This is a genomic window from Chryseobacterium sp. GQ58 (genome assembly GCF_059758895.1).
Genome location: NZ_JCAXEH010000003.1, coordinates 224,515 through 249,845 on the forward strand (window position 1 = coordinate 224,515; position 25,331 = coordinate 249,845).

The 25,331-nt window shown below is 34.8% G+C and carries 18 protein-coding genes and 2 pseudogenes; 12 read left to right on the forward strand and 8 right to left on the reverse strand.

Annotated features, from left to right (window positions below):
- Nucleotides 1-11: 11 nt before the first annotated feature.
- Together AC6CHK_RS09005 and AC6CHK_RS09010 are read right to left on the reverse strand one after the other, a co-directional pair.
- Nucleotides 12-1,535, reverse strand: a complete 1,524-nt coding sequence (locus tag AC6CHK_RS09005; RefSeq protein WP_498095319.1) for a phage tail-like protein — start codon at nucleotides 1,533-1,535, stop codon at nucleotides 12-14.
- Between the two features lie 170 nt (nucleotides 1,536-1,705).
- Entirely contained in the window at nucleotides 1,706-2,326 is a 621-nt protein-coding gene (locus AC6CHK_RS09010; RefSeq protein WP_498095320.1) for a hypothetical protein, read from the reverse strand.
- Nucleotides 2,327-2,707: 381 nt separating this feature from the next.
- On the opposite strand from AC6CHK_RS09010, the gene AC6CHK_RS09015 reads away from it, so the two are divergent.
- From AC6CHK_RS09015 to AC6CHK_RS09025, 3 genes and pseudogenes are all read left to right on the forward strand, one after another.
- Nucleotides 2,708-4,309 (forward strand): helix-turn-helix domain-containing protein, encoded by a 1,602-nt coding sequence (locus AC6CHK_RS09015; protein WP_498095321.1) that lies wholly within the window; start codon nucleotides 2,708-2,710, stop codon nucleotides 4,307-4,309.
- Nucleotides 4,310-4,424: 115 nt separating this feature from the next.
- A complete protein-coding gene (locus AC6CHK_RS09020) occupies nucleotides 4,425-4,622 on the forward strand; it encodes a hypothetical protein (protein WP_498095322.1) in 198 nt (65 codons plus the stop codon).
- A gap of 390 nt (nucleotides 4,623-5,012) precedes the next feature.
- Nucleotides 5,013-5,683 (forward strand): annotated as a pseudogene (locus AC6CHK_RS09025) (potassium channel family protein).
- 311 nt (nucleotides 5,684-5,994) lie between these two features.
- On the opposite strand, the gene AC6CHK_RS09030 reads toward AC6CHK_RS09025, so the two are convergent.
- On the reverse strand, nucleotides 5,995-6,435 hold the full coding sequence (locus AC6CHK_RS09030; protein WP_498095323.1) for a DoxX family membrane protein: 441 nt from the start codon (nucleotides 6,433-6,435) through the stop codon (nucleotides 5,995-5,997).
- Nucleotides 6,436-6,874: 439 nt separating this feature from the next.
- Between AC6CHK_RS09030 and AC6CHK_RS09035 the strand changes: the two genes are divergently transcribed.
- The 7 genes and pseudogenes from AC6CHK_RS09035 to chrA all read left to right on the forward strand — a co-directional run bounded on the left by AC6CHK_RS09035 (nucleotide 6,875) and on the right by chrA (nucleotide 16,547).
- On the forward strand, nucleotides 6,875-7,363 hold the full coding sequence (locus tag AC6CHK_RS09035; protein WP_498095324.1) for an RNA polymerase sigma factor: 489 nt from the start codon (nucleotides 6,875-6,877) through the stop codon (nucleotides 7,361-7,363).
- An 83-nt stretch (nucleotides 7,364-7,446) separates the two neighbouring features.
- Nucleotides 7,447-8,274: a FecR family protein gene (locus tag AC6CHK_RS09040; RefSeq protein ID WP_498095325.1), complete on the forward strand. Its 828-nt coding sequence runs from the start codon at nucleotides 7,447-7,449 to the stop codon at nucleotides 8,272-8,274.
- Between the two features lie 87 nt (nucleotides 8,275-8,361).
- Nucleotides 8,362-11,484: a SusC/RagA family TonB-linked outer membrane protein gene (locus AC6CHK_RS09045; RefSeq protein ID WP_498095326.1), complete on the forward strand. Its 3,123-nt coding sequence runs from the start codon at nucleotides 8,362-8,364 to the stop codon at nucleotides 11,482-11,484.
- A 10-nt stretch (nucleotides 11,485-11,494) separates the two neighbouring features.
- Nucleotides 11,495-13,225 (forward strand): RagB/SusD family nutrient uptake outer membrane protein, encoded by a 1,731-nt coding sequence (locus tag AC6CHK_RS09050; protein ID WP_498095327.1) that lies wholly within the window; start codon nucleotides 11,495-11,497, stop codon nucleotides 13,223-13,225.
- 16 nt (nucleotides 13,226-13,241) lie between these two features.
- Nucleotides 13,242-14,345, forward strand: a complete 1,104-nt coding sequence (locus AC6CHK_RS09055; protein WP_498095328.1) for a metallophosphoesterase — start codon at nucleotides 13,242-13,244, stop codon at nucleotides 14,343-14,345.
- 651 nt (nucleotides 14,346-14,996) lie between these two features.
- A complete protein-coding gene (locus AC6CHK_RS09060) occupies nucleotides 14,997-15,428 on the forward strand; it encodes a DoxX family protein (protein WP_498095329.1) in 432 nt (143 codons plus the stop codon).
- Nucleotides 15,418-16,547 (forward strand): annotated as a pseudogene (chrA, locus tag AC6CHK_RS09065) (chromate efflux transporter). The gene AC6CHK_RS09060 and the pseudogene chrA overlap by 11 nt, the downstream one beginning before the upstream one ends.
- Before the next feature lie 799 nt (nucleotides 16,548-17,346).
- Here the strand turns inward: chrA and AC6CHK_RS09070 are convergent.
- A complete protein-coding gene (locus AC6CHK_RS09070; RefSeq protein WP_498095330.1) occupies nucleotides 17,347-17,961 on the reverse strand; it encodes an alpha-ketoglutarate-dependent dioxygenase AlkB family protein in 615 nt (204 codons plus the stop codon).
- Nucleotides 17,962-18,700: 739 nt separating this feature from the next.
- Here AC6CHK_RS09070 and AC6CHK_RS09075 point away from each other — a divergent pair.
- Nucleotides 18,701-19,405: a hypothetical protein gene (locus tag AC6CHK_RS09075; protein WP_498095331.1), complete on the forward strand. Its 705-nt coding sequence runs from the start codon at nucleotides 18,701-18,703 to the stop codon at nucleotides 19,403-19,405.
- 199 nt (nucleotides 19,406-19,604) lie between these two features.
- Here the strand turns inward: AC6CHK_RS09075 and AC6CHK_RS09080 are convergent, their stop codons facing one another.
- Both AC6CHK_RS09080 and AC6CHK_RS09085 read right to left on the reverse strand, forming a co-directional pair.
- On the reverse strand, nucleotides 19,605-21,476 hold the full coding sequence (locus tag AC6CHK_RS09080) for a PAS domain-containing sensor histidine kinase (RefSeq protein ID WP_498095332.1): 1,872 nt from the start codon (nucleotides 21,474-21,476) through the stop codon (nucleotides 19,605-19,607).
- Nucleotides 21,477-21,721: 245 nt separating this feature from the next.
- Nucleotides 21,722-22,144, reverse strand: coding sequence for a MarR family winged helix-turn-helix transcriptional regulator (locus AC6CHK_RS09085; protein ID WP_498095333.1), 423 nt, complete (start codon nucleotides 22,142-22,144; stop codon nucleotides 21,722-21,724).
- A gap of 47 nt (nucleotides 22,145-22,191) precedes the next feature.
- Here AC6CHK_RS09085 and AC6CHK_RS09090 point away from each other — a divergent pair, with 47 nt between their 5' ends.
- A complete protein-coding gene (locus AC6CHK_RS09090; protein WP_498095334.1) occupies nucleotides 22,192-24,456 on the forward strand; it encodes an ATP-binding cassette domain-containing protein in 2,265 nt (754 codons plus the stop codon).
- Here AC6CHK_RS09090 and AC6CHK_RS09095 read toward each other — a convergent pair.
- Nucleotides 24,421-24,543: a hypothetical protein gene (locus tag AC6CHK_RS09095; protein WP_498095335.1), complete on the reverse strand. Its 123-nt coding sequence runs from the start codon at nucleotides 24,541-24,543 to the stop codon at nucleotides 24,421-24,423. The genes AC6CHK_RS09090 and AC6CHK_RS09095 overlap by 36 nt on opposite strands.
- A gap of 139 nt (nucleotides 24,544-24,682) precedes the next feature.
- Nucleotides 24,683-24,913, reverse strand: a complete 231-nt coding sequence (locus tag AC6CHK_RS09100) for a cyclic nucleotide-binding domain-containing protein (RefSeq protein ID WP_498096214.1) — start codon at nucleotides 24,911-24,913, stop codon at nucleotides 24,683-24,685.
- Nucleotides 24,914-25,331 lie beyond the last annotated feature (418 nt).

Consider the following 25,331-nt stretch of genomic DNA (forward strand, 5'->3'; position numbering starts at 1 on the left):
AGGAATTTGGATTACTTGTTATTGTTTTCTTTCACAAGAAGCTTCTCCAGCTTTTCCATACGGTATTTCAGATCATTGATCTCCATTTTTTGCTTAGCGATCTCCTGCTGCTGCTCTATGGTATGCAGATACAATTCTTCTATCTTTTCCAATTGCTGGATGGACAGCTCAGACAAGTTAACTGTGTAGCCATTGTCTGTTTTCGGGATATCCTTGATAGAAGTTACTCCCGGCAGATGCTTATTTGCTTTGATGTAAGCAGCTGTTTCTTCCAATGTTTTGAATTTGTATGTTTCATCTATTTTAGATGTTCCATCAAAATAGTCTTCAAAAACATAATCAGCATATTTACCTGTGGTTGTGTAGTAAGATCCTGTTGTGGCCACATTACCTGTTACAGACAGCTTTGGTGTAATGGTAACTGAGTTGGACGTAAAAGGTGCAATAGGTGTTTGTGAACCTATGGAAACATTACCAGCCTGGTAGATATTCTGGGTATTGGTAGTTGCTGCTGTAGTACTACCTTGTACGTTCCAAGGTTCTGTCGGAACAGTTACTAGTGAAGAAACGTCTTGCCAAGATAACTGGACGCTAGATGCTCCAGCAGTAGTTAATACTTGATTAGCAGCACCATTATTTCGAGGAAAAATATACTGTCCTTCATTTGTACCGCTGGAATTAAAGAACCTAAATCTGACACCTTCCGCTCTATTGATGGTTACTCTGGATCCTACTCCTGATCCTGAAGCTAAGTTATCATATAGTTCAACACCTACGCTTGTATTTACACCTACGGCAGACTGATATTGGTTCGAATCATTAGCAGCCCGTAGCTGAGCCGAGCTTACACTAGCAAGAGAAAGTCCTGTTATTTCTGCTCTATAAGTTCCGTATTTACTTGAAAGACCTGTCATACCAGCAGCATTATTTGTATACAACATATTTACTTTTGATGCACTGTTAATATCTGCATTGTCAGCACTTGACATTATGTTGGACCCTTCTCCAATACCGGAGAAATTATTGTCAATAGTACTGAAAACACCGGAACCACTATACATGGATTTTATATCTCCGGCTACTTCTAGCTGCTTGTTGGTTGTAGTCTTATTAATGGCAACCTTACCAGTCTGGTAAATGTTTTGGGTATTTGCGGTTGCCGGAGTGCCATCTGCTTGATTGTACCACGGCTCCGCACCAGATGCGCTGCTGCCACTTCCAAACTTGGTCCAAAGAGAACCATCAAAATAGTAATAACCTTCTGTTGTTACATTTGCTGTTTTTGTGGTAGCTGGAGATACAGCAGATGTAGCATAGATAATAGCTCCTTTTTGCGCTGTGTCATATTGGGCATCTTTACCAGCAAGCTCGTTGCCCGTAAGACGTGGGGCAATGATACCCTCTGCTGTAGTAGCATCCGTTGTTTTTGCGGTAACATCCAAAGTCGCTTTGGGAGCTTCATTGTTGATACCTACCTGAGAATAGGCTACTGAAGAAATTGCTAAAGCGCCTAAAAGAATAATATTTTTTTTCATTTTAAAATGTTTTTTTGAAAAAATTGTTAATTAGTGTATTCACGGCATCTACTTTTTGTTTTGCACACGAACACACAAATGGTTTATATGATTGTTATTAAGATTGGCTACGCCAGACCACACGAATGACAGAGTGGTGTTTTGTGAGAATTCACGTTTGCTATTTACTTCTAAACTCTAGGTGGCGGACGGATGTGCATTTGGCAATGACTTATTTCATTGGCAAAAGACATTATATATTTAGAATTGTGTTTTTTCTGGAAAGGAATGGAGATGTAATTCTTAAACAATATTGGTAGTGCCAATATTGTTAAATGTGTAGTTGTAGAGGGTACTATTATGATATCTCTCTTACTTTTAGAGAAGATAAAATGATCAGACACAGGAATCTCTTTGACCTGTACATTAGCTACACGTGTTTTTTCTACTTTCTGATACTTATTTAGATAAGACTTCGGAATATTTTTTGAAACTTGTAAGACTGGTGATTTCTTCTTTATACTTACTCTTGGTTTGGTTTGTACAAATTCTACATTACCTTTCAATTGTTCGGTATTATAGATCGTAGTACCATCTGATACAAAAACTTTTACAATTTGAGAATTATCCGTGTTTTGAGAAAGAGAATCAGAAGTATCTCCTGAAATTTTTTCTTCTGTATTTTTCACCTCAACATTTGCAATTGGGAGTGCAGATATTAAAATTGCAGAAGTGAAGAAAATGGGAAACAGCAGAGCTTTTGCACAAAATGCAATATAAGCTCTGCTGTTAAATAAATAAATTTTCCTCATTTGGATTTATAAAAAAGGAGAATACAACTCTTGTATATGATCAAATACTTGACAATATTATAGCTTAAATTTCGCAGAGAAAACGATAGTAAGTGAGGTTTTCGGAAAAACTAACAATAAAACCACCAGAAGCACATAAATGTATTGTTTTACAAAAAACAATACTGATTATCAACTGATAATAAAAAAAATAGCTTAAAGATTATTTTACAAAAAATGCTGGGATATACAAATTTACTTTGCTTAAAACAGCTACTCTTATAACAAGGTTTATTATGATATATTTAAGTTGTAATTTTATTTGTGATAAATTGCAGGCTAATATCAGTAATTTCTTCGCATTTCTGTATGCTATTAATTTAAACACATAAAACGCATCTTATGAAAAAACTCTATTTATTATTCTGTATGATTTTCGGAATAACTTATTCCCAAAACTCTGAACAACTTAATATAAGATCAAAAATTGATAGTGATATAGAAGAAGCAGAAAAAGCAAGAGATTCTAAAAAAGCAATAGAAATTTCTAACAATACATACCGCCTTTCTAAAATTATAGATTATAAAAACGGGATGAAGAAAAGCTACAATATTCTGATGACAAAATATTTCGATGCTGGAAATTTTAAGAAAGTTATTGAAATTAGTAAAGATGCCGAAAAATTATCCTTAGAAACAGATGATCATAAAATGCTCTCTAATACTTACAGACTAAGAGCATCTTCTTTTACGGAATTGGGTTTTAATGATGATAGTCATAAAGAATTTTTAAAAGCTCTTGCTGTTGTAGATAAAATAGAAAGTAAAAATTATAAATTTTACCAAAAATCACTCATTTATGTAGGCCTGGCTTCTTATAATGCTCATATCAATGCACCACTAGACTCGGTAATTTATTATCAGAAAAAAAGTTTGGAAATAGCAAATAAAATGGATGATAGTGGAGATTTTTTGAATAAGAAATATCATAATTTGACGTTGGCATATATTAATTTGGGAATGACAAGTAATGCTTCGAAAAATGTAAAAGATGCAGAAATGTATTTTCTCAAAGCTTTGCAAATATGCAAAAGCCCGAAATATAATTTAGGTAAGGATCTAGAAGTAATTACTCTGAGTGAGTTTGCCTGGTTGTTTTATGATCAAAAGAAATATGATAAGGCGATAAGCAATGCAGTAGAAGCAGAAAAACTTGAAAGGCAAATCAGCAAACCTTATACCAGAAGGGATATTTACGAAGTTTTGTTCAGAGCACAAGTGGAAATGGGGAAAAAAGAGGAGTCCTCAAAATACATGAATCTTTATACAAGTTTGAACGACAGCCTGGTAAATGCAGAAAAAAAGACAATAAATACTCCTGCCAAGCATATGAGAGATGAACAGGGGAAAATCAATAAAAGTACTATTCAAAAAATCATTATAATATCTTCAGTACTTTTTATCCTTATTATTATAATAGGTTGTTTTTTTTGGCGACGAAATAAAATTTTACTCCACAGAAAATATGAAATAATTATAGAATCTCTTAAGAATAAAGAGGAAGAAAAGCTAAAAACCATCAATGATAGTGATAATAATAAAATTATTCACGACAACAGCGTTCATATTACTTCTAAGACAAGCGCTATTTTATTTGAAAAATTATCCAAATTTGAAAAAGAACAAGAATTTATTAGAGAAGATATAAGTCATGTTTACTTGGCAAATTCTCTTAATACCAATACAAAGTATCTTTCAGAAATCATCAAACAGCGTACCGGCAAGAGTTTTAACAATTACATTAATGGACTTAGAATTAATTATATAACAGAGTTACTCTATAAAGAACCTAAATACAGAGAATACAAAATCAGCTATTTAGCAGAAGTTTGCGGTTTTGCCTCCAGAGAAGTTTTCGCAACGGTTTTCAAAAAAGAAATAGGAGTTACTCCATCATATTTTATATCCCAGCTCAGAGCTGCTAAAGTTAAGCAAGAATTGTGAAATTTATCCATTTTAGCGGGTATTTCGGAATTTCCCCATACATCAATTAATAAGCAAAAAACTAAATATTAATCTTAAAAAAACAACGTTTTTGCACTTGTCTTATTCGGCCATTATGACTAATTTTTTAACAGCACAGGAATACCGTAAACTTGCCGTTAATAATTCAGCTTTTCAGGATGTAAATGATAACGGAGTTGCTGTTTCATTCGGACTTATTTATAATTGGTCAACGTGGTTTAAGTCTGCAACGCAAACAGGTATCCGATTATTTGATGAAAGTAAAAAAGAAAGATGTTCTTCTGGATATTGACGAGGTCCAAAAATCTATTTATTTTATAATAAAAGGTGTAGTAAGATCATATTACGTTAACAACTTAGGCAGAGATACGACATCATGACTGCTATTTGAAGGAGATCTCGCAATTTCCGTGTTTATTTTCTTTAACCAAAAACGATCTTTCGAGGCTCTTGAAGCTTTGGGAGATTCGTCCTCCTTGTTTTAAACTGTAAGTCTCCCTATTCTTTGGACAGACTTATACCCTCATTTTGTTTTGTAAAATTATAAAATATTTCATTCTCTTGTTGGTGTTGGAAAAATTTGTTGGAAAGGAGAAAACTTGGTGTTGGACCAGGATTTAGCGAGTTTACTCTTTCAACAAATACTGCATTGGAGATAAAATAATAGAAATCATGAAATTTAATAATAGGGCTGGGCAACTTTGGAGGTTCATTAGTCGAAAAGCTAACTCAACAAGGAAATGAAGTAATTGGTGTTGATTCAAGAGTAGAGAAAGTGAACATAGTGAAGAATAAGCTTTCCCATACAGTTTGTATGAATGCAACGGATCAGACAGCCATTGCCCATTTGCCATTGAAAAATACTGATGTGGTGATGGTTTGTATTGGAGAAGATGAGGGGGCCAATATCATGGTAACTTCAAACTTTAAAAATCTCGGTGTCAAGCGATTAATAAGCCGCTCTATCAATCCACTACACGAAAATGTACTACAGGCTATTGGAGTTAGCGAGATTGTAAGACCAGAAGAAGAATCTTCCGAAAGATGGGCTAAAAAGCTATGTTTAAAAGGAGTTATTGATTCATTTGAACTTAATAAAAATTATAGTATTGTAGAAATATTACTTCCTGAAAAATATGTTGGGAAATCAATTGAAGAAGTGAAATTCAGGGAAAACTACAATGTTTTAGTATTGACCACAATAAAAAACACACCCGAATCAGCTTTTTTGGAAAAAATAAGATGGTGACAACAGTTCAGGGAATACCTGACCCTCAGACAATCCTCTCAAAAGATGATATTATTGTTATTTACAGGGCTAATGAAGATCTTCAAAAATTTGCCAAAGAATAGATAAATAAGCTGCTTTCAATAAATTTGACGCATGCCGTCTTTAGTCCTGCTGAGATCCCTTTCCTTCCAGCAGCATTTAATTGCCTACTTATTAAATTGCGTCCAGACTTTTTTAATTAATTCTTTAAAAGCAGCATCGTTTGTAGTAAATGACTTCGAGGTAAAGAAATAATATATCTTCTTCTACGCAATCAATTTCAATAACTTTCTGAAATGTTCTAAATATACTAGATTTTCCCATGTCTTATCTTTTAAAAACTAAACTTCTTCTCTAAAAAATAATAACAATTATAGGTTGGGCAAATTTTCAATTATTTCTGCTTCTTTAGAATATAATTGTCTAGACTATACTGATAGACTGTCATAGTTGCTAAAAGAAAGCAGGAACTTGCACCTATCCATACCGAATAGGTAAAAGTAGATTTTATTCCTAATGACAGAGTCATTGAAACAGCGAAAAGAATTAAAAGTATACCTGAAATTACAGCACTGATGCGTGTTTTATACCCAATTAGCAGCAATATTCCTAAGAGAACCTCTAAAAAAGTAGCAGATAAAGCCAAAAACGAACCCACATACCCTGGAACAAAAAAATTAAGCTCATTGGAATATAATAAAAAATTTTCCCAATTCCCCCATGTGACGTTTACTTGTCCTGGTTCGCCCCAATAACCTAGACGATCAGCAACTGCCGACAAAAATGCTGTTGCAACTGAAATGCGAGCAAATAATTGAATAAATTTTGTGGCCATGAGTGTAATTTTTTATAATAGCAAAGTTAGTGGTATTTGTCTAAAAAAAACTTAAACCAGTTTAAGAACAAAAACGCAATCTTTCAAGAATATTAAAACTCCTTTCAGCCTTCATCTTCATCTCTCAATTGTCATCAGACCATATCACTATTGTTCACGAAAAGAAATATTTTATTATAAATTTTGCTTTCAAGCAGTTATATTCTTTGCCCTACAAAAAATACACTTAATATTACGGGTCTGATACAAATGTAAAAAATTATTGCTTGTCGTTCATAGATCCGAAATAGTTATCTTAAAAAACGGTAATGATATTTGAGCAGCAATAAGTCAATGGCCTTAATTAACAACAACAACTTTATTATTTAATATATGCTTGATATTAGCTTGACACGAATTGATTATTTTTGCCGTGCATTGAAACAATGTGGTTCTTATAATGCAGGATTTAAAAAAAATATATTTAGATTACAAACATCAAGTATACTTTTTTGTCAAAAAGTTTATTTCAAATAAAGAAGATGTGGAAGACGTTGTGCAGGAGATCTTTGTACATCTTTTGAAACATTCTGTGGCTCTCAAAAATCCCCAAACTTTAGAATCTGTAATTTTCAAAACATCTCAACAGGAAGTTTCTAATTTTTACAGAAAAAACAAAATGCTTTTCACTTTTTCGGATGAAAGTTTGATAAAAGATGAAGCCGATTCAGAAAAAGATGATGTTGAATTTAAAGAAGAACAATTACAAAAAATACAAAACCTTCTTGAAGAAGTTCCTGAAAGGAGCAAAGCTTTTTTCTATAAAAACAAATTAGAGAAAATAAGCTATTCTCAAATCGCCAAAGAAAATAATATCTCAAAAACAGCCGTAGAAAAGCAAGTCAATAAAGTCATCCGACACATAAAGGCAAATCTAAATCTGTTTTAACGAAATATTAACCAGTTTAAACAAATTATTAAATCCATCTCTTCGAGGTGGATATTTTTATTTTGCTGCGTAATTGTATTTGTATGAAAGATTCTCAAAAACATTTTGAAAAAATTTGGACAAAGGTTTCCGAAGAAAAACAGGAAATGGATTCTGCAACCGATTCCAGAATCTGGAAAGGAATAAATGGGAGAATTAAGCAAAATAATAAGCGAAAATATTATTGGATGGCTGCGGCTATTTTGATTCCTTTATTCGGAATTTTATTTTTTTATAAAGATTTTGAGCCAAAAGAAACGAAAAACAGTTTATCAGCAATTGTATTGCAAACCACTAAAGTTTCTAAAACATTCAGATTATCCGATAATAGTGTTATCACCTTAGAACCTTACAGTAAATTATCCATCAATAAAGATTTTGGAAAGAAATACAGAAATGTGAAATTTCAGGGGAAAGGTTTTTTCTCGATTGCAAAAGATCGATCTAAACCTTTTATCGTAGACGCAGGCGGTTTCAGTGTTGAAGTTTTGGGAACAAAATTTTCGGTTGATCAGAAATCAGAAGAAAAAAAGGTAAAACTGTTTGAAGGAAAAGTAAGAATAGATCACAATGGCAAACTGACCTATCTCCTACCCAATGAAAACTGGAGCACCTCTCCTACAAATAATGATTATCATTATTATGCAGTAACTGCCGTAAAAACTTTCACTTTTGAAAATACAACGTTCGGGGATGCTATATCTGAGATAGAAAATACGTACGGAACTAAAATCACTTATCCCAAACATATTGCTAAAAACCAGGTATCAGGCTCATTCTCAGGAAATTTGAAAGAAGTTCTATCTATTATAAATTATCCATTTAATCTAAAAACTAGTTTCAAAAATGAAAATGAAATAATTCTCTATTAAAAAAAACAGCACCAATAATGTGGCGTTATCAGTGCTTGTATTTAATTCAAAACTCGCTTAAGAATAATAAATTAACTCTTCAAATTTATGAAAAAAACTGCAATTTCTATTGCTTTACTCGTCGCTATGGGACTACCTGTGCATAATTATGCGCAAACCCAGACCAATATGCCTGTCACAAACAGTCAAGGTCAGGTATCATTAGTTAAAATACTTAAAAAATTAGAAAAATCTACCAAAACAAAATTTTTTTATTCTGCCTCAGATTTTAAAAACATTTGGGTGGATGAAAGCAAAATCAACTATTCATCATTACAGCAAAGTTTACATTATTTGAAAAAAAGTGTTCCTTTAGATTATCAGATCCAGAACAACACAGTGAGTCTTAGAAAGCTATCTTCTACTGATTCTTTTGCTGAAAATGTGATAGAACCGAAAAAAGACACTTTAAACCAACAGGAAAAACAAATAGAAGAAGTTGTAGTTGTCGGTTACGGTACACAAAAGAAATCCATTATTACAGGTTCAGTATCTGTAGTGAAAGGCTCAACAGCAGAAGGACAACCGGTGCTTTCAGCCGGAAATGCTTTACAGGGTCTTGCACCGGGTGTTACAGTGACTACACAAACTGGTGCACCGGGAGGGGATGCCGGGAATATCAGAATCAGGGGCATCAACAGCTTTGGAGGTTCAGACAGTAATCCTTTGGTGATTATTGACGGTGTTGCAGGGAATATCAATGATGTTTATGTAAATATGATCGAGTCTATTTCTGTTCTGAAAGATGCTGCTTCTGCTGCAATATATGGTTCCAGAGCAGCAGGCGGAGTTATTCTTGTTACCACAAAACGTGCGAAAGGTAATAAACTGACCGCTCAATATCGAATGTATACAGGTTGGCAGAGAGCTACAGCAATACCCAAAGTTACCGATGGTCTTACCTACATGAAGGTATTCAATGATGCCAGTATGAATGACAATGGTACAAAGATCTACAGTGACGAAGCCATTAATGATTTCAGAAACGAATACAACAAAAATCCAAGCAATTACGACTGGCAAAAAGCGATTCTTCAGGGAAGCGGATTTTTGCAGGATCATTATTTTTCATTATCAGCAAAATCCGGAATTATAAGTGTGTCGCCATCGTTTGGATATTCAAAACAGGAAGGTATTATTAAAAATACTGACTTTACGAGGTTTGTTTTCCGTAATAATATGGATATTACACCAAATGATCAATGGAATATCAGACTGGATATGTCATTCTTAAACAAAGACAGAACACAGATTGCTGATGAAGGTACCGTGTGGAATTACCTTGGCAGAATGCCTACAAATATCCCCATTTATTATAGTGAAAACTATTCTGACGGATGGGTAAAAATTAATCCTGTGGGTTATATTGAAAATGGCGGAAACCGTAAGCAAAATAATTTGGAATTTATAGGAAACATGAATATTTCTTACAAGCCTACCGATTGGTTAACCTTAAAAGGAATGGTAGCTCCACGTTATCTTACCACCAACATTCATCTTTTCAGAAAAAGTGTCCCTACCTACTACGAAGATGGAACTGAAGCAGGTTCTGCGAATACTTTCACTGAACTTACAGAATCTGCAAGACGTCAGTTTTACGGAACCTATCAGTTTCAGGCAGATGCAAAAAAAGAATTTGGCAAGCACAGTTTTGAACTTCTTGCCGGAGCTTCAAGAGAAACGTATAACGAAAAAATATTATCCGGATACCGAAGGGATTTCCTCTATGACAATTACGAAGTGATCGATGCCGGAGCTGATAATGAAACCAAAGATAACGGAGGTGCAGAATATGAGTGGCTGCTGGTTTCTGCTTTTGGAAGATTCAATTATAATTACGATCAAAAATATTTGTTTGAAGCCAATGTAAGATACGATGGTACTTCAAGGTTTATCGGTAAAAACCGTTGGGCAGTTTTCCCATCATTTTCTGCGGGTTGGGTGGTTTCAAAAGAAAACCTTTTCGAAAATTTAAGAGAAACAATCAGCTTTTTAAAGTTTAGAGGTTCTTGGGGTAAATTAGGGAATCAAAATATCAGTTCGTCGTACTACCCTTTTTCAGAACCTTTATCATTGGGAAGTACTTCTATGAACGGAGTTGTCTATCAAACGATCCAGCAGTTGATCATGTCAAACCCTGATTTGAAGTGGGAAGAAACAACGATGTCAGGCGTAGGAGTCGATTTGTCTTTATGGAGAAAGTTAGACCTGACTTTCGATCTATATAATAAAAAAACCGACGGAATCCTTTTAAGATTAAATACCTCTCAGCTGACAGGTTTGGAAGCGCCTGTTCAAAACGCGGCAACGGTAAGCAATAAAGGTTGGGAAATCGGTGCACAGTATAATGAAAGATGGGGAGATTTTAAAATGAATATTGGCTTTAATCTTTCTGACGTCAAAAACGAAATTGTTGACATGAAAGGTCAGTCTTCCGGAACACTTCTTCGTCAGCAGGTTGGTTCTTCAGTGAACTCTATTTATGGATTTATCGCTGACGGACTCTATCAAAGTCAGGAAGAAATTAATGCTGGTCCTACACAATTCGGAACTTTAAAACCAGGAGATATCAGATATAAGGATATTGCCGGAGCTTTTGATGTAAATGGAAATCCAATTGGAGACGGAAAAATAACAGATGCTGACAGAACTATTATCGGAAGTACAGTTCCAAGATACACTTACGGTTTTAATATGGGCTTTTCTTATAAAGGTTTCAAGTTATCAGCATTGATACAGGGTGTCGGGAAAGTTGACGGTTATCTGGATTCACATTATGTCATTCCTGCAGTCAATTCAAGTGCCGTGAAACCTTGGCAACTCGATTACTGGACTCCTGAGAATACCGATGCTGAATTTCCCCGAGTTTCTCTGACATCTACAAACAATACACAAAACTCGACCAAGTGGATGAAAAGTGCAGCTTACATGCGTCTTAAAAATGTACAGATCGGATATGAATTACCTAAATCTTTTACAGATAATACATTTTTGGAGAGTATTTACCTCTACCTAAACGGACAAAACCTCCTGACTTTCACAGATTTTTATGAAGGATATGACCCGGAAATTAATTACAATCTTGGGAGTTCCGACGGTGTTGCTTTGGGTGGCGGAAATTATTATCCACAGGTAAAAACATTCTCATTTGGTATTGATGTTAAATTTTAATGATAAAAAAATGAAAAACTTTTTAAAAATATTTTTATTGGCCATATTCACTTCTTGCTCAAGCGATATGGATTTAGAACCTCTTAACGGGCCAACATCCGGAACTTTCCCAGCTTCTTATGATGAAGGAAAGATGGGTCTTTTTGCAGCTTACAGAAACTTAAGTACAATCGATGCTGCGAGTACCCCGATCTGGCACGTGATGGATAATATTACGGATATTGGATATGCAAGGCCGGGAACCAATTATACGTCACCCATCACAAGTTCTATTACTACGACCAATGCATTAGCCATAAAGCCTTGGGAGGTTCATTATAAAACAATTGCAAGATGTCACGCAGTACTCGATAAAATGGATGGAATTCCAGGACTTACCGATGCGCAAAAGTCGGAGCTTGGTTCAGAATTGAGATTTATCCGTGCTTACGCTTATTCTCAATTGATTGAACTATACGGTGATATTCCATTGATAAAATCAGCTGTGACACTTGACAATGCTAATGTAGCCAGAACGTCTGTTACAGAAATTCAGCAGTTTATTATAACAGAACTGGGAGCTATCGCGCCTCAACTTCCGATATCACAAGCGCAGTTTGGAAATGTACGTGCATCCCGTATCGCAGCTTTAATGCTAAAAGCCAGAGTTGAACTTTATTCTAAACAATACGCAGCAGCAGCCGTTACTTCAAAACAGGCCTTAGACGCAGCAGCAGGTGTTTATAGCTTGACACCTTTCAATGCTTCTGTGAATTACGTTGGTAAAGATCATACCGTTGGAGAGCCGGATCCGAGCAATATTTTTGGACATAATGGTTTTTCGACCAGTAAAGAATGGATCTGGGTGGCAGAATTTAATATAAATGTTCCGGGATATCTTCATAATCAGCAATATTATGCAGCATCTCGTTTGGGAAAAGGAGTTTGCTATTGGGGACCTACTCAAAACCTTATCGATTCTTATGAAATGACAGATGGTCTTTCAATACTAGAATCTCCACTATACGATAATGCAAACCCTTTTAAAAACAGAGACCCTCGTTTGGATATGTACGCCGTGAGGCCGCACTCAAGGTATTTAGGATATCAATTTGAGCCGCACACTTCTTTCACAAAAGTAAATAACTATTGGTCAGCCGGAGCACCAACGCAAGTAACCAATGCCGATGCGACCAATGCTTACCGATCATTCAGTGGTTATTTATGGAGAAAAGTCGTTGATATTGCAGATTTTAATTCAACTTCAGTAAGTGGAAATTCAGATTTAAATGTTGGAATTTTTAGATTGCCAGAATTAATGTTAATTCATGCGGAAGCAAAAATTGAGTTGAATCAGTTAGACAATTCCGTCTATGATATGATTAACCAGATTAGAGCACGTGCCAAAATGCCTCCTTTAAATAACGGAATGTCACAAGCTCAATTAAGAAAGGCACTTCGATATGAAAGAAAAGTAGAATTGGCCAATGACGGATTAAGGTGGTACGATATAAGACGTTGGGGAATTGCAAACAATGTGATGAATGGATATCTATATCTAAACCGTAACGCAAACAACTGGACAAAATCGGTAGTAACAGGCTTTGATGAAAGCGCAAATCCTATCTATAATCATTCACAGGCTTCAGCATCTTTCTCAACACAGCAAGTGGTTTACAAAATTAATAAAGATGAATACTGGCCGATACCCCAATCGGAAATGGATGCAAACCCTAATTTAAAACAAAACCCCGGATATTAATTTATAAAGAGAATATATGAAAAAGAATATATCACTATTGTTGTTACTGCTGTCTGTAGTGTTTTTTGCGCAGGAAAAATTTCAGACTCCAAAATTGGACAATGAAAAATCGTGGAGCATCATTCTGATCCCGGATACACAAAACTATGTGAAATGGAACAAAAATCAGCCTGTTTTAGATTTGATGGTACGATGGATTGAGGATAATATTTCTCCGCTTAATATTAAAATGGTTTGTCAGGTTGGTGACTTGGTAGAACATAATAATATTTTAAATCAAGGATATGATGGAGATCAAAGTGCAGATGACCAATGGAAATCTGTACAATCGATTCTGGGAAGGCTCAATGGCAAAGTACCTTACGTCGCTGCAACAGGAAATCATGACTTCAGCATCAATGAGGAAGGCAGAAGATTTTCGCGTTATAACGAGTTTTTTCCGTCCAATTTTAATCGTTTAAATCAACAATATTTAGCACAGAATTTTTTTAATGATGCCGGTGCTCCAAGTATGGAAAACTCTGTCTTGGAATTGAAAGGATTAAATGGTGTTGACTATTTATTTCTCAGCCTTGAATTTGCGCCAAGAAATAAAACGTTGGAATGGGCTAAAAATGTGTTGAATATGCCTCAATATAAAAACCATAAATCGATTTTAATAACTCATGCATTTTTGAATGATAAAGACAAGAGAACTAATAAAGAAAATTCATGGTTCATGTACGAGCCTTTTTTAATTAATAATGTTCCGCAAAAATCCAAAACCATCGTACTTCCAGAATCCAACAATGGAGAACAAATCTGGCAAAAACTCATACAGCAGTCTCAGAATCTTCAGTTGGTATTAAGCGGTCATATCTCGGGAGAAGGTTTCCGCGTAGATACTAACAGTTACGGTAAAAATGTGAATCAGATGCTTTTTGATATGCAGAGTGAAGGCGGTGGTCACCGTGACGGCAATGGAGGTGATGGCTGGCTGAGAATTATTGAGTTCTATCCTGATAATAAAACGGTAAAAGTAAAAACTTACTCTCCCCTATTTGGCATTTCGCCAAGTAGCCAAAAATACGCTTATAAAAAGGATTCGAGAAACGAATTTATTTTCACATTATCAGAATAATAAAGTCACATTATAATTGTTCAGTTACTTATATTTTTCAGCACAGAACATAGATTACTGTAAGTAACTTTAAATATTATTTTAAACATAATCCATATTAAAGACTGCTTGTTATGAAGCAGTCTTTATGCTACATCGTCCAATGTAATCTTTTGGATATTCCTAAAATGATTATTGAGAAATACCCTGATTTGCAAAGAACGGAAAGGTATTTCCTGTAACCACAAAATGGTAAATGACAGCTTGTAACAAGAATATTCTAACGAATTGAATGTCTTAAAGAAGAGAAATAACCTTTCATTTGGCACCCAATACATCTGCCATCCTGTTTTTTATGCAAGAACGTTCCGCTAGAAAGTTTGAGTAATGTTGGCTTAATATTGCCACACAGATTTCCATAATATTCAATGAGAAAGTCGGAAAGGAGATGCAGAAAGTCTTGAAAAATTAAGAGCATGAAGTGTTCATTCACTGTCCAACTCTGAAACCGATAAAGCAATTCAAAAAGTCAATGCATTGGCTTTTTTTGTAATTTAGCTGTTGTTGGATATATAAAATATTTACAAAAAATTAAAACGAACAATTTGCGCCGATCTGCGACTTAGAAGACATTCCGTGGGAAAATAGATTTTAAAATATCCCAAAGCCAAAATGAAAAACCGAATATTAAATACAGACGATTCAAGAACGACAATCTTAATCAGGCTAATGATTGGAGTTGTGTTTCTTTCTGAAGGAATTCAGAAATTTTTATTTGCTGACAAGGTTGGAGCAGGACGATTTGAGAAAATTGGTTTGCCTTCGCCTGAGTTTTTGGGCAGTTTTGTCGGCAGTTTTGAAATAGTTTGCGGAATACTTATTCTTTTAGGCTTTTTTACAAGACTTGCAAGTATTCCCCTAATCATTATTATGCTGGTAGCCATTGCGACAACCAAATCGGAAGTTTTAGCCGAAAAAAGTTTTTGGGAAATGATGCACGGAAGCAGAACGGACTGGGCAATGCTTTTGGGATGCATTTTTTTATTCATTACGGGTGGCGGCTTTTGGTCGGTGGACAAAACTTTGATGAAAAATGGAGCATAAAGCGGATATAAAAGATATTGCCAAACTTTTTCTGAAACTTGGCATTATTGGTTTTGGTGGTCCTGCTGCACATATTGCAATGATGCAGGACGAAGTTGTTACGAAAAAAAAATGGCTAACTGAACAACATTTCCTTGACTTAATTGGTGCAACAAATTTGATTCCTGGACCTAACAGCACAGAAATGGCAATCCATATCGGACATGAAAAAGGAGGTTGGAAAGGCTTGATAGTGGCAGGTCTTTGTTTCATTTTACCTGCCGTTTTTATTACAGGAATTTTTGCTTATCTCTATAAACAATACGGAAAACTTCCCGAAGTACAACCCTTTGTATATGGAATTAAACCTGCCATTATCGCCATAATTCTTGGTGCAATTTTTCAATTGGCAAAAAATCTTTAAAGTCTACGGAACTAATAATTATTGGATTGCTTGTCTTGGGTGGTTCGTTGCTCAACTTTAACGAAATCTATTTGATGTTTGGAGCAGGATTTTTTGCTTTGCATTTAGCATATGTTCGAAATAATAAGCAAAACAACTTCAACAGTTTCATACCATTAACTTTACTGCAAACTACGAATACAACAATACTTTCTGCAACTAACGCAAACCTGTTTTGGATTTTCCTGAAAATAGGTGCAATATTTTACGGAAGTGGTTATGTTTTGTTTGCATTTCTCGACACAGAATTAGTTTCAACAGGACTTTTAACAAGACAACAATTAATTGATGCAATTGCTGTGGGACAATTCACACCTGGCCCCGTTTTTTCTTCGGTAACCTTTATCGGCTATCAAATCAACGGTTTAACAGGAGCATTCGTTTCGACAATCGCCATATTTTTACCATCATTTGTATTTGTCGCATTGCTAAATCCGATCGTGAAGAAAATGCGGAACTCAAAACTATTTTCTGCGTTTTTGGACGCTGTAAATGTAGCATCAATCGCAATAATTGTAGCAGTCTGTATTGATATGGGCAGAGACACCATTACAGATTGGCGGACAATTTTGATTACAGCTTTAAGTATAGTAATCGCATTGGGGTATAAAAAGCTAAATAGTGCTTTTGTGGTTTTAGGAGGTTCATTAATTGGCTTTTTATTAACCTTAATATAACGACAAACACAGCGGAAATCAGCCTACTTTTTAACCAATGGGCTGTGTTTATTGATCAATATAATTTGACGCACTCTTAATTGTTAACGCTGATACTTATTATCATCCACACCCTGATGATGTCCGATTCTTGGAAAAGGATTTTCTATTTGAGTTTTAACAAATGGTATTAGTTCGCCGTTGTAGTGTCGGTTTGCTAATATTCATATATGATATTATTTGATTGCGTTTTTCAAACTTTTTATAATCTTATCCTTTTGTGAAAGTTTAAAACCTATTAAAAAAATATCAATTTTAAAACTTTTCCTATTCTTTGTATTGATATTGATTGATAATTTATTTAAGCCTATTGAACTTTTAGACTGAACCTTTAAAAGCTTTTCGAACGGAACCTCAAAAAAAGGATGAACATATTTGTTCATATTCCACGGGTGAAATTTTCTGATAGTCACACATCCCCCTGCCAATTCAATACTTATACACCTGATCTTTGCAATGATGATCAAACAAGTTATACAGATGATAATGCTCAATCCTTCCAATAACATCTTATGAGATAAAAAAATAAGAGAAAGGGTTGCGAGTATTATAGCTGATAAAATATAAGAGTAGATACGAATACGTTTACAATTTGAAAATTTCATAGTTGTTTATCAAATACATATTATTTTATGTTTCAAAAATAACTAAACATATTGATTTTATGCGATGAATTTCATAAAAATTATATTACTTTTATGATTATGCTTAAATATGCATTATCATTAAAGGTAAATCATCATAATGTACAGATTACCAATTAGAGCCGACTTTCATTCACCAATCGAAAGGTGAGATTAATTCGCTCTTTCATTGGCATAGTGGATTTAGCAATCCTATGCTCCCAGTGTTCCTGCAGGCCACCTTTCATAATGAGGAGTGAACCATGAGGAAGCGGCAGGCTGTATTTACTTTGATGATGATCCCTGTTTCTGAAATCAAAGTTTCTGGTTTGGCCAAGGCTGATGGACGCAATAACCGGGCGTTTCCCGTACCGGTTTTCTTTATCCCGGTGCCAGGTAACTGAATCATTTTGATTACGGTAAAGGTTTAACAGCACACCGTTAAACTGATATCCAAATTGCTGTTCTATTCTTTCTTTTAAAGATAACAGCTCAGGAGTCCATGGATTTATATCCGGTTGATGATCCTCTGATTCATAAGATTTTACCTCGCCATACCATGCTGTTAAGCGTGGCGTGAGCACCACCTTATCATACATCTTTTGGGTATGCTGTTTCCAGGGAGCGCTATGTAATAATTGAGCCTTCAGCAGGTCAGCTTCTTCCAGGCTTAGAAAATGCTCCCTGTATTCCAAAAGGTCTTTTGGAAATTCATAAAATTCTTCTGCGTCAAATAAACTCAGTTGGCTCACTTTTTCAATTTAATTCTTATATTTACAATAACCTTATTTATGAGGTTATTTTTTTTTCATCATTTGTGTTTTTAACTTCCCTTCGGGGAAGTTTTTTTATGATGATCCAATCTAAGAATACTGTTTTCCAGATTACTGATTGTCGATCTTATCAACGGATATTTTTTTTCTGATGTCCAGAGTCAACAATAAGCCGTTGATTACATGATAATATTGATTTTTATATTACTGTCACTTAATTCAATTGATTTGGTCGGAAATTAGTTGCTATAAGCTGCTTTGTTCTGAAAGATGTTTAGGCCTACCATTTTATCGCGAGTTGTGTCAAAAATAATCTCAACAGAAAAGCTGGAAACCTCATAAAGTACATACTTTAAAGTATTGATTATGGTCTCATTCATCATAAGGCCATGGTTTATAACAATTTCAGACTGACATTTATCTGATAAATTTTTGAAATCGTAGTAAGAAATATTCATGTCTTTGATTTTAGAAGTGACCTTGTTGATATAACCTATACAATTTCTTTACCAATCTGCTATTAGACTATTATTCTTCATATTTCTGCGAGATTCCGATGAGCTTGATAACTATATGGAGATAGATATTAAAAAATATTTAGCATAATTCCAATATGGTCATATTGTTATTTATTATAATTTATTAAATTTTACATAATCTCAATTTATTATACTTATATTTACAGTATCTTAAATAGTTAATTATAAAAATATTTAATATGAAAAACAAAATCTACTCAATAGCCCTAATGGGTCTCTTCACATTAGGGTCAGCACAGATCGGTAATGTAGGAATTAATACAGACACACCAACAGCCGTTCTGGATGTTAATGGAAATACAAAAATAAGACAGGTCCCTACAACAAGTACCCTTACGGGATACAATGTATTAGGAATTAATACTGCCACCCACGAAGTCAGTGCGATTGATCTTTCTCTTTTTAATTCTAACCCGAGTGTATATGCCGCAAAAAAAACAGCTGGGATCAGTTTATTGAGCTTAGGGTTATTTCCTGCAGGCTTTAGAGCCGTTAACTTTTTATCTTCTGAGAGAACGGTTGGTGCCGCTGCACTTTTTTCCGATTTGGATAATACTTATACAGTACCCTCCAATGGAGTGTACCAGATTGGTTTTAGTTTCCGTTATGGTACAGGTTTGCAAGCAGCGATACTTGCAAATGCTCCTGGAGCTGGAATTGTCAGAACAAGAGCAGGTGTTTCCACATTAATAGACAGTCGTTCTTTTAGCGGTGCTAACCTCATACTGCTAAGTTTGACTATTTCAGAAACCAGTATAAATTCACTTTATACTTTACAGGCAGGAGATAAGATCTCTTTTGGGCTCACAGGTTCGTCTGCATTAAATGTAGGATTACTGGGTTCCAGTGTGGGTAGTTTCTACATATACAAAACTTCAAATTAGAATTATATTTGTTATATATTGATCCACTAAGAACTTAGGTTCTTAGTGGATATTTTTATTTTCTTCTAGACCGCATTAGCAATAAACTGATTATATGATTGATTTTAGATTGTCATTAAACTATCGGATTATTGTTTTTTGGCAATGATATGTGCACTCTAAAAGGTACAACATTCCAATCTATTGATATTGCTCTTGATTAAGTAGATTCCGTTAGAAAAAATGTAAATATTGAACCGGCTCCGAGCTCACTTTCAACCTCGATGTTGGAATCATGATATCGAAGAATTTCGGCAACAATGTAAAGGCCTATTCCAAAGCCGGAAACATTTGCAACTTCATCATTATCCACCCGATAAAAGCGTTCAAATAATTTTTTCTGATGACTGGGACTTATACCTACGCCCTGGTCCTGGACGTAAACTTTGATCTTTCCATCACTTTTCTCGCATCCGATAGTAACGGTTCCGCCCGCTGGTGAATATTTTATAGCATTACTTATAAGGTTAGTCAGAACCTGAGCGAGTTTATTTCTGTCTGCGAACACACTGATAATACCGGGGTTTTTAATCGCAATTTCATGTTTTATACTGATGAGACTTGTTTCCTCAGCCAATTCCTCCAGAAGTTGATCAAGCCGAAAAACCTCTTTACGAATTTGCAATTTACCCTCTTCAATCCTTGCTAAACTTAGAAAATCGCCAACCATTGTATTCATTTTTTTTGCTTGATTTTCAATTCTTGAGCCGAACTGGACTGCCTGTTCATCATTTTTTTCACTATATTTTCTTTGGATCACTTGCGCGTAAAGCAAAATAGAAGTCACTGGTGTTTTCAATTCGTGGCTTACCATCGAAACAAAATCATTTTTACGCTGTTCTTCTTGTTTTCTTTCAGTGATATCTCTCGCAATTTTGGAAACACCTATAATTTTACCTTCATCGTCCTTAATCGGTGAAATTGTCAGGGACACATCCAGAAGTTTTCCGCTCTTAGTTTGTCGTTTTGTTTCAAAGTGTTCAATGGTTTTACCTGACCGTAATCGCTCTAAGATATAATCTTCTTCATGTTGCCGATCATGCGGTATCAGCTTTAGGATAGGTTGCCCGATCATTTCATCAGAGGCAAAACCAAATATTTGCTTAGCTGAATCATTCCAGCTGGTAACAACCCCATCTAAGGTTTTTCCAATAATTGCGTCATATGAAGAATTGACGATGGCAACCAGTTCAGCATTCTTCTTCTCAGATATTTTTAGCTCTGTAATATCATTAACAGTGCCAATGATCCGCCGCGATTTTTTACTATTGCTAAAATGAGCGGATCCCTGAACTTTGACCCAAGCGGTGGTGATCTTGTCAGATTTGAAAATTCTGCAAACAAAAGCAAAGTGGCCATTAGAATTACTACCTTTTAATTCATTTATTGTTGAACCGATGTGCTCCCGATCATCAGGGTGTATTGAATCCAACACTGAATGATAACTCTGTACATCACTGGGAATATCTAAGACTTGCTGCGCTTTAGGGGAAAAATGTATTGTATTGGTTTCGAAACTCCAGTCCCATGTCCCTAAATCTGTAGCTTTTATTGCCAACCTTGACCTTTCTTCACTTTCTTCTAATAAAAACAACAACTTCTTTTTCTTTTCTTCTTCGTCGACCATATGCGTTATGTCTTTGGTGAAGCAACGCGAATGGATAAATTTTCCATTTTCAATAAGGGCACTAGAGCTGATGGTGACGTGTTTTATAGTACCATTTTTACAAATGAGTTTCGCGGGTGAGTCACTCACGATTTCATTATTGGCCAAACGTTGAAGGATCTGTTGAATTGCATCTGCATCGGCGTGAAAGTTTTGGATGGGAGAACCAATATATTCCTCTTTGCTATAGCCCAATAAATTAAGCTCAGCCTGGTTAGCCCAGAGAATAATACCATCACCATCTACCCTATGGAGTGGCACTGCACCTTTCTCTATAAAATCCTCAAGTGCTGCAACTTGTTTTTTTAGCTGAATTATCTCATCTTCACTAGTCGTTAATTGCCCGATCCCGCTTTGGTTTTCCATTTTGCTTATTGTTGTTCTGTTACAAATGTATAAAAATATAGACTGAATTTTATTATTAGGTGTATGTACAATCCAAAGTACTTCATAGATTGTATCCTCTTCTATGAGATCAGATTTAAATAAGTTCTATACCTCTGAACAGGCATTATTTAAAGTATACTATTTATATATAATGTTACGGCAAACATTAGAGTACCATTGGGCTCGAGTAGTCTACTTAAATCTCAAAATCATTGATACTCGTTCTATTTTATTACCTCTGTCACCACTTTATAAAGTAATTCCGTTAGATTTTTTAAATCATCACTGGTCAAGGTTTTAGAAACTTTTTTAGCCACTTTTTCCCTAAAATTTTCAGAGTTATCAATAATAGATTTACCGTTATCCATTACACTCAAATTGAAAATTCTACGATCAAGTGATGACTGTTGCTGTTCAATTAAATGATTTTCAATCAAAAATTTAAGCTGTTTGGAAATGGCAGCGGAACTTATATTAAACGCTGTAGCAATTTGCTTTCCTGTGCATTTGTCATTTCGGTAAATGTATTCGATAATATTATAATGGGTGGCTGATACTCCATTTATATCGCCCCGGTCCATATTCGCTAAAATGAAGCATTGCAAATCTGTAAATACTTCATAAAATTCCCTTTCGCTTTTATTCATATGCTATAAATAATTAACTTTGTTAATTGTTATCAAAGTTAACAAATATGAAACATATTACCATCACAAATGCACGACAAAATAACCTGAAAAATATTTCTGTACAGGTGCCTAAAAATAGGATTACTGTTTTTACAGGCGTTTCAGGTTCGGGTAAATCGTCTTTAGTTTTTGAAACAATTGGAGCTGAAGCACAAAGACAATTCAACGAAACGCAGGGGAGTTTTATCCGAAACCGCCTGCAACATATAGGCGTAGCGGACGTGGATAAAATAGATAACTTGAATGTCCCTATTATTATCAATCAAAAAAGATTAGGTGGAAATGCAAGGTCAACAGTTGGAACAGCCACCGATATAGATGCTTCCTTGAGACTACTCTTTTCCCGAATGGGAAAGCTATTTGTAGGATATTCCAATGTTTTTTCATTTAATAACCCTTTAGGCATGTGTAAAGAATGTGAAGGACTTGGTTTTGTGCAGACCGTTGATATAGATGCGCTTATAGATAAGCAAAAGTCTCTGAACGAGGGTGCGATAGTGTTTCCAACTTTTCAACCTGGTGGCTGGCGTTTAACAAGATACACATTATCAGGTTATTTTGACAGTGATAAAAAGCTCAAAGATTATACTACGGAAGAATGGGATATGCTTTTGAATGTTGCAGAACACAAACCGAAGAACCCGAATAAAGAATGGGGGAAAACGGTAAAATATGAGGGTATAATCCCCCGAATTGAAAAAGCTTTCCTAAAGAAACAGTCAAAGGAAAACAGTATGCGAAAAGAAGCTTTAAAAAATATTGCTATTACCAAAGCTTGTTCTGTATGCAACGGGCAAAGGCTGAATGATAAAATTTTATCCTGTAAAATAAATGGCAAAAATATTGCAGACTGTAGATCTCTATCGGTAGATGAGCTTTTAGAATTTATTGGTTTTTTGCAATCCCAGACTTTTGATATAGTTCTTGCAGAACTGAAAAAGAAACTTCAAAATGTCGTCGATATAGGCTTACAGTATTTGACATTGGACAGAAGAACAGACACTCTATCAGGCGGGGAAAGTCAAAGAGTAAAAATGGTAAGAAACCTTGGTAACAACCTTACGGATTTACTCTATATTTTTGACGAGCCGAGCATAGGACTTCATCCAAAGGATTTGCAAAATATTTCTTCAATTATAAAAAAGATACGTGATAAAGGGAATACAGTCTTAATTGTTGAACACGACCCTGATTTAATTAAAATAGCTGACTGGGTCATTGACATGGGGCCTCAATCTGGAAAAAAAGGTGGAGAGATTACCTATGAAGGCACATTAGAGGGATTGAAAAATTCAAAAGGTAAAACCGGTCTTTACTTTGCAAAAGCTCCTGAAATCAATAACAATCCAAGATCTGCAAAAGGATATTTAGAAATAAGGAATGCTAATCTGTATAATCTTAAAAATATCAATGTAGAAATTCCTCAAAACGTGCTGACTGTTGTTACAGGAGTTGCAGGTTCAGGCAAAAGCACACTGATCAGCAAAGTCCTTCTTAAATTTTACCCTGAAACCACCATAATCAACCAATCGCTATTTGCAACAAGCATACGCTCAAATCTGTTGACTTATCTGGGATTATCTGATGATATAAGAAAACTGTATTCAAAAGCAAGTAATGTATCCGACAAACTTTTTAGTAGAAATAGTGAGGGAGCCTGCGAACGCTGTAAGGGTACTGGTGTGGAAAAAATTGATTTGGCATTTATGGATGATATTGAGCAATCGTGCGAAGTTTGCGGAGGCTCTGGCTTTAAGTCACAGGTCTTACAATACCATTATAATAATAAAAATATTGTTGGAATAATGGATATGAGCGTAAAAGAAGCAGCTGATTTTTTCCCCGATAAATTGTATCAAAAATCCTTTGATATTTTGCTTAAATTAGGCTTGGGGTATCTTACTTTGGGGCAAAGGTTAGATAGTTTTTCTGGTGGGGAAAGACAACGCCTAAAATTGACTAAGGAATTGAAGAAATCCAATAAAATAATTGTCCTGGATGAGCCAAGCACAGGCTTACATCCAAGTGATACTGAAAAGCTATTAGATTTTATAAATAATTTGGTTGACAATAATAATACTCTCATTGTTGTAGAGCATAACCTTGATGTAATTGCTCAAGCAGATTGGGTTATAGATATTGGACCTGGAGCTGGTAAGTATGGTGGAAATGTTGTATTTACGGGAACCGTTACTGATTTATTGAAAGATAATGTTTCAATTACAGCAACATATTTACGCCAACATTTGTCCAAAAGTGAAAGAGAATAATTGCTTTACAACCTCCTGTTCTTCTTCATTTTCTTCATTTTCTTCATTTTCTTCATTTGTTGGCAAACTGTTCTTATTCGTAATCATTGCGCTGTGTATCGGAACAGGCCCATTCCAATAAAAATTTACGACCTTTTTTTTACATATAATCTCAGTAAAACATAAAATATCGTGAGAATTCTAGAATGTTCGTCCAATAGTTTTTCAAAATTAAGCTTTGATAACTTCAAAATCGTGCTTTTTTCCAGTTCAACAGGGCTACCGCGATAGTTGCAACCAATAAAAAGTACTCGCAGATTCTCTGCCCATTTGTTATCATTTGAATAAATTCTTTTCCTTCTTCGCTGTTCAGAGGTAACTTTACTTTGCCTTCGATGACCTGGTAATAGTTTTTTGGTTGATCGCCTTCTTTGAAAATATATTCTTGTTTTTGAAACTTTGTGAAGCGGCTGCGTATTTATATAATTCTTCGTTAATTAACAATCAGAAGTGTTAATGAATAGAGAGTCTATTTCAAAAAAAATTATTAATTTTGAATCGATATTTTATATGGTGTGTTAAGGAATCTCACTTTTTATAAGTGAGGTTTCTTTTAGAATAAGTACTTACTAATAATAAAGATTAAGTAAAATTAATTATATTTGAGCTTCACAAAAAGTAGAGTTTTTGTGGTTTGGCTATATGATGCGATTCCTCGCATCATTTTTTTTGTAAACTATAAGAGCTTCTATGTGTAAATTCATTTCTAGGAACTTCATTTCTGCGTTGCTTAAATGAGTTCTCAGTATTCCATTTAATTAAGGACTTGGAACATTGCAGTGACAAAATAGTCTGCTGTTCAACGAATAAGCTAAAAATTTGCTTAAGTATTAATA